At 74.1% G+C, this 6483-nt stretch carries 6 protein-coding genes; 5 read left to right on the forward strand and 1 reads right to left on the reverse strand.

Going from position 1 to position 6483, the window contains the following annotated elements:
- The first annotated feature begins 156 nt into the window (after nt 1–156).
- Together ABT106_RS30395 and ABT106_RS30400 are read left to right on the forward strand one after the other, a co-directional pair.
- Nucleotides 157–1290 (forward strand): Rv3169 family protein, encoded by a 1134-nt coding sequence (locus tag ABT106_RS30395; protein WP_351283849.1) that lies wholly within the window; start codon nt 157–159, stop codon nt 1288–1290.
- Nucleotides 1291–1342: 52 nt separating this feature from the next.
- A complete protein-coding gene (locus ABT106_RS30400; protein WP_351283839.1) occupies nt 1343–2434 on the forward strand; it encodes a phosphotransferase family protein in 1092 nt (363 codons plus the stop codon).
- Between the two features lie 43 nt (nt 2435–2477).
- Here ABT106_RS30400 and ABT106_RS30405 read toward each other — a convergent pair whose 3' ends face one another.
- Nucleotides 2478–2927: a hypothetical protein gene (locus ABT106_RS30405; protein ID WP_351283841.1), complete on the reverse strand. Its 450-nt coding sequence runs from the start codon at nt 2925–2927 to the stop codon at nt 2478–2480.
- 217 nt (nt 2928–3144) lie between these two features.
- Here ABT106_RS30405 and ABT106_RS30410 point away from each other — a divergent pair, with 217 nt between their 5' ends.
- From ABT106_RS30410 to ABT106_RS30420, 3 genes are all read left to right on the forward strand, one after another.
- Complete coding sequence (locus ABT106_RS30410; protein WP_030011705.1) at nt 3145–3585, forward strand: Lrp/AsnC family transcriptional regulator; 441 nt, start codon at nt 3145–3147, stop codon at nt 3583–3585.
- Nucleotides 3586–3698: 113 nt separating this feature from the next.
- Nucleotides 3699–5330 (forward strand): amidohydrolase, encoded by a 1632-nt coding sequence (locus ABT106_RS30415; RefSeq protein WP_351283844.1) that lies wholly within the window; start codon nt 3699–3701, stop codon nt 5328–5330.
- 305 nt (nt 5331–5635) lie between these two features.
- The coding region (locus tag ABT106_RS30420; RefSeq protein WP_351283847.1) for a polyprenol monophosphomannose synthase at nt 5636–6483 on the forward strand (848 nt) is incomplete at its 3' end.

Genomic DNA, 6483 nt, shown 5'->3' on the forward strand with positions numbered 1-6483 from the left:
TCGAACCGGGGGAGCGGTGCTTGCGCTGGACCCGCCCCCGCCACACCGTGCCGACCCGCCACTCCGTGCCAGAAGTCTGGCCCCCCGCACAGTTTCTGACGTACCGTCATGTCCGCCCGAGACGACGCCGCCGCCACCGTGTCCAGGAGGTCCGCCATGCCCGCCGACCGGCCCATCGCCCTCGACGAATACCCCATTCACCAGGCCCCCCTGTCGATGAAGCACCTCGTCAGCGGCGACCGGAACGCCTACGACCGGTGCATCTTCCACGTCTTCGACCACGCCGGCCGCGCCGTCCTCATCCTCGGCCTCGGCGTCTACCCCAACGCCGGTGTCATCGACGCCTACGCCACCCTGCGCATCGGCGACGAACTCCTCGCCGTCCGGGCCTCCGACGCGCTCACCGACGACCGGATGAACCTCTCCGTCGGCCCGCTGTCCATCACCGTCGACGTACCGCTCAAGCAGCTCACCCTCCGCTGCGCCGCCGATCCGGACGACCCCCGGGGACTCTCGTACGACGTCACCTGGACCGCCGGGTTCCCCGCGCTCTGGGAGCCCCACCACGTCCAGCGGCGCGGCGACCGTCTCATGCTCGAAGGCCGCCGCTTCGTCCAGGCCGGCGGGGTCACCGGCACCATCCGCGCCAACGGGGAAGAGCTCGCGCTTACGCCGGGGGAGTGGACCGGTACCCGTGACCGCAGTTGGGGCGTACGGCCGATCCCCGGAGAGGACGGCGGCCGGGCGGCCGAGGAGCACCGGCCCGAGGGCTTCCACTGGCTCTGGATACCGGTCCGCTTCGAGGACCGGTTCCTCATGGTCGTCGCGCAGGAGGACGCCGACGGCCACCGCACCCTCAACGAGGCCGTACAGGTCTTCCCCGACGCCAGCGGCCGTCACGACGTCCAACTCGGCTGGCCGCAGACGGAGATCCGCTACCGCACCGGCACCCGGCACCCGCTGAGCGCGGTCGTCCACCTCGCCGACCCCGCCCGCAAGCCCCTCGAACTCGGCGTGGAGATCCTGAACTCCTCCCCGCTCGCCGTCGGCGCCGGCTACCCGCCCGCCGCCGACTGGCAGCACGGCACCTGGCAGGGCCGGGGCTGGAACGACCGCCGCCGCTACGACCTCTCCGACCCCGCCGCCCATCCCATGGCCGCGTTCGGGGTCACCGACCACTCGGCCCGCTTCACCCTCGACGGCCAGGTGGGCCACGGCATCTTCGAGCACGGCAGCTTCGGCCGCCACGACCCGAGCGGCTTCGCCGACTACTCGTCCGTGGCCCCGTAGCTCCGCCCCGTAGCCCCCGCCCCCGCAGTCGAACAGGAAGGAAGGGGTACCCATGGCCACCGCTCCACGTCCGCGCACCTCCACCCGGGAGCCCGAGGAGCTCGGGCGGCGCCTCGCCGCCTGGCTGGACGCCAGGCTCCCGGGGGCGCGGGTCACCAACCCGTCCGTGCCCGGGTCGAACGGCATGTCCAGCGAGACCCTGCTCTTCGACATAGAGCACCCGGACACCCCGCTCCGCGCCTGCGCGCTGCGGCTCGCCGCCGACCCGGCCGCCTACACCGTCTTCCCCGCGTACGACATGCCGCGCCAGCACCGCGTGATGAGCCTGGTCGCCGAGCACACCGACGTGCCGGTCCCCCGCGTGCAGTGGCTGGAGGAGGATCCCGGGCCGCTCGGCGCGCCGTTCTTCGTCATGGCCCGTGCCGAGGGCCGGGTCCCGCCCGACGTCATGCCCTACACGTACGAGGGGAACTGGCTGCACGCCGCCACCGACGCCGAGCGCGCCGGACTCCAGGAGGCGAGCGTCGCGCTGCTGGCCCGCCTGCACGACCAGTTCCCGGCCGGCGAAGCCGAGTTCCTGCTCCCCGAGGGGGAGGGAAGCCCGCTACGGCGGCACGTGGAGGCCCAACGCGCCTACTACGCCTGGGTGGTGGGCGGACTGGCCCCGTCCCCGCTCATCGAGCGGGCGTTCGCGCGCCTGGAGGAGCTGTGGCCGGCGGAGGAGGGTCCGGCCGTCCTCAACTGGGGTGACGCGCGCATCGGGAACGTCGTCTACGACGGCTTCACCCCGGTGGCCGTCCTCGACTGGGAGATGGCGGCGTACGCCCCGCGCGAGGTCGACCTCGGCTGGACGGTGTACCTCCACCGCTTCTTCCAGGACCTCACGGTCGGCTTCGGGCAGCCCGGCCTGCCCGACTTCCTGCGCCGCGAGGACATCGAGCGGCGGTACGCCGAGCTCACCGGGCACACGCCCCGGGACATGGAGTTCCACACCCTCTACGCGGCCCTGCGGCACGGCATCGTGATGCTGCGCATCGCCTACCGGCAGGCGCACTTCGGCGAGGTCGAGATCCCGGCCGACCCGGACGGCCTGATCCTCCACCACGCCAGCCTGGACGCCATGGTCCGGGGCGCGTACTGGTAGGCGCAGGGGGTCCACGGCGGCCGCCCCGCACCCGGCTCCTGGGTCAGGCGGCCTGCGCGTGCTGCTGCCGGGTCTGGGGCAGTACGGGGCTCACCACCCGGACCGGACGCGAGCCCGGGCCGCCGACGTGGGAGAACGGCTGGGTCCGCCAGTCCAGCCCCTGCGGGAGGGTCAGGTGCACGACCGGCTCCAGCTCCGGCGCGTCGTCCGGACGCGGTACACCCACGGTCGGCAGCGCGTCGGAGGCCGGCCGCCCGGTGCCCGCGCACACCGTGAGCCCGAACGGGTTCCACGGGGTCAGGCAGAGGGCGTGTTGCGGCAGGTGCTCCTCGTCGGCGAAGAGGGCGATCGACTGTCCGCAGTCGGGGCAGATCGCGTGATGGACGTCGAAGCCCTCGCCGTCGTCCGCGTCGTCCGGGTACGGGTCGTCCCCGGAATCGAGAAGCTCCAGGGGCTCCGGTGCGATGCGACCGGCGCGCTTGGTGTTCAGCATGGATGTACTCCCCCTTGGGTGGGCCGGGCGGGCATGTTCTACGGCCACGGCCACAGCAAGCACTTCCCGTCGCGCGGCACGAGTAACCACATCTGCCGGCGGTACGCCCCCTTCGGCTTGTGGCCTTGGTCACATGCCCGCCGCAGATGCCTCCAGTGGGCGGACGGCACTGTGCCTGGAGCACTCCTGGGCCTTAAGTTGAGCGGCTATGAGCGCAATGGAGGAGCTGGACCGCCAGATCGTTGATCTGCTCGTGCGGGACGGGCGGATGAGCTATACGGATCTGGGCAAGGCCACCGGACTGTCCACGTCGGCCGTCCACCAGCGAGTACGCCGGCTGGAGCAGCGCGGGGTGATCCGCGGCTACGCCGCGGTCGTCGACCCCGAGGCCGTCGGCCTGCCCCTGACGGCCTTCATCTCGGTCAAACCGTTCGACCCCAGTGCCCCGGACGACATCGCCGACCGGCTGGCCGGGGTCCCCGAGATCGAGGCGTGCCACAGCGTGGCGGGCGACGAGAACTACATCCTCAAGGTCCGGGTGGCGACCCCCCTGGAGCTGGAGGACCTGCTGGGCCGTCTGCGCGCCCTCGCGCACGTCTCGACCCGCACGACGGTGGTCCTGTCCACCCCGTACGAGGCCCGCCCGCCCCGCGTCTAGTCCGCCCGCGTCCCGACCGCCCGGCGCCCGCGCCGCGCGCCTCCCGGCACCGCCGGGGCCGCCGGGGGACCCGGCGGTCCGGCCGGGGCCGGGGGCGCGGGAGACTGGTCCCCATGACTGACCGCACCGCCCACTCCGCCGACGCCGCCGCCGGAGCACCGACAAGGACCGTCCTCCTGCGCGGGGGCGAGGTACACAGCCCCGCCGACCCGTTCGCCACCGCGATGGTGGTCGAGCGCGGGCACATCGCCTGGGTCGGCTCCGAGGGCGCGGCCGACGCCTTCGCGCAGGGCGTGGACGAGGTCGTCGACCTCGGCGGGGCGCTCGTCACGCCCGCGTTCACCGACGCCCACGTCCACACCACCTCCGCCGGCCTGGCCCTGACCGGGCTGGACCTGACCGCGGCGCGCTCGCTGCCCGCCGCGCTGGAGCTCGTACGGGCGTACGCCGCGAGCCGCCCCGCCGACCGGGTGCTCCTCGGGCACGGCTGGGACGCGGCCCGCTGGCCGGAGCGGCGGGCGCCCCGGCGCGCCGAGCTAGACGAGGCCGCCGGCGGCCGCCCGCTGTACTTGAGCCGCATCGACGTCCACTCCGCCGTGGTCACCACGGCCCTGCTCGACCTCGTGCCCGGCGTCGCCGCCCGCGGGGACGAGCCGCTGACCCGGGACGCCCACCACGCCGTCCGCGCGGCGGCCCTGGGCGCCGTCACCCCCGCCCAGCGCGCGGAGGCGCAGCGGGCCGCCCTGGACCGCGCGGCCTCCCTCGGGATCGGCTCCGTGCACGAGTGCGGCGGCCCCGACATCTCCAGCGCCGAGGACTTCACCGGCCTGCTGGCCCTGGCCGCCGGGCGTCCGGGGCCCCGGGTCTTCGGGTACTGGGCCGACCGGGACCTCGGCCGGGCGAAGGAGCTGGGAGCCGTAGGAGCCGCCGGGGACCTCTTCGTGGACGGCGCCCTCGGTTCGCACACCGCCTGCCTGCACGCCCCGTACGCCGACGCCTCCCACACCGGCACCGGCTACCTGGACGCGCGCGCCGTCGCCGAGCATGTGGCCGCGTGCACCGAGGCGGGTCTCCAGGCGGGCTTCCACGCCATCGGCGACGCCGCGCTCACCGCGGTCGTCGAGGGCGTGCGGGCGGCCGCCGAGAAGGTCGGCCTGGCCCGCGTGCGGGCCGCCCGGCACCGCGTCGAGCACGCCGAGATGATGACCCCCGCCACGATCGCCGCCTTCGGGGAGTTCGGTCTCACGGCCTCCGTGCAGCCCGCCTTCGACGCGGCCTGGGGCGGCGCGGAGGGCATGTACGCCGACCGGCTGGGGGCCGAACGCGCCCGGACCCTCAACCCGTACGCGGCCATGCTCAAGGCGGGCGTTCCGCTGGCCTTCGGCTCGGACGCGCCCGTGACCCCGCTCGACCCCTGGGGGACGGTCCGCGCGGCGGCCTTCCACCGGACGCCCGAGCACCGGATCTCCGTACGGGCGGCCTTCACCGCCCACACCCGGGGCGGCTGGCGGGCGCTGGGCCGCGACGACGCGGGCGTCCTCGTCCCGGGGGCGCCGGCCGACTACGCGGTCTGGGAGACCGCGGAACTGGTCGTCCAGGCCCCCGACGACCGGGTCGCCCGCTGGTCCACGGACCCGCGTTCGGGCACTCCCGGGCTGCCCGACCTGAGCCCCGGGGCCGAGTTGCCGGTGTGCCTGGCCACGGTCGTCGGCGGGCGGGAGGCTTTCGTACGCCCACAGGGGTGATCCGGTCGGCCTCGGTTCGGTACGGGCGCCCCGACCCGGATAGGTTCGGCCGGGTCCACCACAGGACGTCCGTGCCGGACGGATCCGTCTGCGCAGCGCGCCCGCGCCTCGGGGGCGAGGGAAGGTTTCGCCGGGCGGCGGGTGGCCCCGGGTCGGGGCCCGGCGGTCCAGTAGACAACGGTCACGGCGGCCCGCAGCCAGCGGGAGTCTGACCGGCCCGAAGGACCGCGGGCCCCGACCACTGTTCTAAAGTCATCCTCTGCGACACGACGTACAGGACGTGCGACAGCACAAAAGGGGACTCAGTGAGCGACGGCGGACAGCGGACCCACGGACCGCTCGGTACGGCCTTGGTGATCATTCCGACCTACAACGAGGCGGAGAACATCGGGCTGATCGTCGGGCGCGTGCGCGCGGCCGTGCCCGAGGCGCACATCCTCGTCGCGGACGACAACAGCCCGGACGGCACCGGCAAGCTCGCCGACGAGCTGGTGGCGGGCGACGACCACGTCCACGTGCTGCACCGCAAGGGCAAGGAGGGGCTGGGCGCCGCCTACCTCGCCGGCTTCGTCTGGGCCCTGGAGCAGGGCTACGGGGTCATCGTCGAAATGGACGCCGACGGCTCCCACCAGCCGGAGGAGCTGCCCCGCCTGCTGACCGCGCTGGCCGGCGCGGACCTGGTCCTGGGCTCCCGCTGGGTGCCGGGCGGGCGGGTCGTGAACTGGCCCAAGAGCCGTGAGTTCCTCTCGCGCGGCGGTTCGACGTACTCGCGGCTGATGCTGAACCTCCCGATGCGCGACGTGACCGGCGGCTACCGGGCCTTCCGCCGGGAGACCCTGGAAGGGCTGGGCCTGGACCAGGTGGCGTCCGCGGGCTACTGCTTCCAGGTCGACCTGGCGCGCAGGGCCGTGCAGAAGGGCTTCCGCGTGGTGGAGGTTCCCATCACGTTCGTCGAGCGCGAGTTCGGCGACAGCAAGATGAGCAAGGACATCCTGGTCGAGGCCCTGTGGCGGGTCACCCAGTGGGGCATCAAGGCTCAGGCGGCCAAGCTGCTTCCGGGCAAGCCGCAGACCCCTGACGCGGCCGGGAGCCCGACCGGCGCCCAGCAGGGGAAGCGCGGTGGCGATGAGAGCGGCGGTGGTGAGCAGCGGTG

Source organism: Streptomyces sp. NPDC002044 (assembly GCF_040296725.1).
Lineage (GTDB): Bacteria > Actinomycetota > Actinomycetes > Streptomycetales > Streptomycetaceae > Streptomyces > Streptomyces antarcticus.

Excerpts from the sequence above, each read along its gene's own strand:
- ABT106_RS30395 (WP_351283849.1), top strand. The coding sequence starts at position 157 with ATGCCCGCCGACCGGCCCATCGCCCTCGACGAATACCCCATTCACCAG.
- ABT106_RS30405 (WP_351283841.1), bottom strand. The coding sequence starts at position 2,927 with ATGCTGAACACCAAGCGCGCCGGTCGCATCGCACCGGAGCCCCTGGAG.
- ABT106_RS30415 (WP_351283844.1), top strand. The coding sequence starts at position 3,699 with ATGACTGACCGCACCGCCCACTCCGCCGACGCCGCCGCCGGAGCACCG.
- ABT106_RS30400 (WP_351283839.1), top strand. The coding sequence starts at position 1,343 with ATGGCCACCGCTCCACGTCCGCGCACCTCCACCCGGGAGCCCGAGGAG.
- ABT106_RS30410 (WP_030011705.1), top strand. The coding sequence starts at position 3,145 with ATGGAGGAGCTGGACCGCCAGATCGTTGATCTGCTCGTGCGGGACGGG.